This is a genomic window from Aminobacter sp. P4_H6_2 (genome assembly GCF_056400805.1).
This window is the reverse complement of the sequence record NZ_JBFUKO010000892.1, coordinates 1-1,655: the sequence shown is the minus strand read 5'-3', so window position 1 is coordinate 1,655 and position 1,655 is coordinate 1. Positions and strand designations below refer to the sequence as shown.

Genomic DNA, 1,655 nt, shown 5'->3' with positions numbered 1-1,655 from the left:
ATCCGGGCAGACCCCTCCCGTTCTCCCGACCCGCAGGCAGCGGGTCGGGGACTCTTAGTTATGATGGAGGTTACTTCCGCGAAGCGGGCGCGGTCTCGTCGATCCAGAGATCTTCGTAGTCCTGGATGGCCAGCTCGGTAGCGTTCGGCTTCAGGCCATGCAGCCAGGGCTGATAGGCCATGACCGCCTTGTTGTAGTTGAAGAACCAGACCGGCGCTTCTTCCTGCAGGAAGTTGTTGGCCTTCTTCAGAAGTTCGGTCTTGGCCGTCTGGTCACGCTCTGTCTGGGCCGCCTCGAACAGCTTGTCGAATTCGGGGTTTTTGTAGTTGGAGTAATTGCAGGCGCTTTGCGCGGTCTTCGAATAGAAGCACTGCAGTGCTGCGAGCGCATCAGGTCCGCTCTCGTTCGACCACATATAAGCCTGGAAGTCGCCCGCCGGCACGACTTCGGACAGGACGGACGCTTCGACCGGCTTGGCCTTCACTGTGACGCCAACCTTGGCCAGCATCGGAATGATCGCTTCGACAATGGGAAGGCCCCAGCTTTCATTCTGCGTTGCCGTGAGTTCGAACTCGAAGCCCTTGTCGAAGCCGGCCTCTGCCAGCAGCGCCTTGGCCTTTTCCGGATCGTAGGCGTAGGGCTGGGCTGTGGTGTCATAGGCCGGAGACGACAATGGCAGCCAGCTCACCGCGCGGTAGGCCTTGTTCTTGGCAAGCCGCTCGACGATCAGCTTGGTGTCGATGGCGTAGTTGATCGCTTGCCGCACGCGCTTGTCGGCAAAGGGTGCGAAATTGGGGTTGAAGCCGACATTGCGGGTGTAGCCTTCGGCCACTTCCAGGATGTTCTTGGACAGTGCGGCATCGCCCTGATAGGCAACATACTGGGTCGGCCCCAGCACCGTCACGTCGATTTCCTGATTGCGGAAGGCAACGTCGCGGGCCGCGGAATCTTCCATGATCACGATGTTGATCTTGTCGAGGTAGGGTTTGCCCTGCTCGTAGAACTTGTCGAACTTCTCGACCACGATGCGCGATCCCGGCACGTGCTCGACGAATTTGAAAGGCCCAAGCCCGATCGGATGGGTCGCCGCCTTGTCGCCGATGTCGGCGGGATAGATGGCCGCGTTGGTGCGCATCAGGTTGAAGCCGGGATTGATCGGCGCGGTGAAGGTGATCTCCAGCGTCAAATCGTCGATCTTCTTCAGGCCAGAAATCTCGGTCGCCTTGCCGCTGGCGAAGGCATCGGCGCCTTCGATGTCGGCGATGTAGCGGGCGCCGGGGAAGGCGTTGGAGGGCGTGGCAAGGCGCTTGTAGGACCAGATGATGTCATCGGCGGTCATCTTGCGGCCGTTGTGGAAGAAGGCGTTGTCGCGCAGCTTGTAGGTGTAGACCTTGCCGTCGTCGGACACCGAAACGCTGGTTGCCAGCTCGAGCACGGGTTCATTCTTAAGCGAATCCCAGCTGTAAAGGCTGCGATGGATCGCCTTGGCGTAGAATTCGTCCTGAGTCTGGGGCGTGGCGTGGATGTCGAGTGTGGCGAAGCTGGAGCCGTAAGGGGCCACGAAATTGAGCACGCCGCCTGAGCGCGGCTCTTCCGCAAGTGCTGCTGTGGACACGCCGAGCATCAGCATCGCGGTCAAGGACAAGGTTTTGAAC

The 1,655-nt window shown here is 60.1% G+C and carries 1 protein-coding gene; it reads right to left on the bottom strand.

The features are described from left to right. Positions 1-70: 70 nt before the first annotated feature. The coding region (locus AC1DUU_RS31400; RefSeq protein WP_476787206.1) for an ABC transporter substrate-binding protein at positions 71-1,655 on the bottom strand (1,585 nt) is incomplete at its 5' end.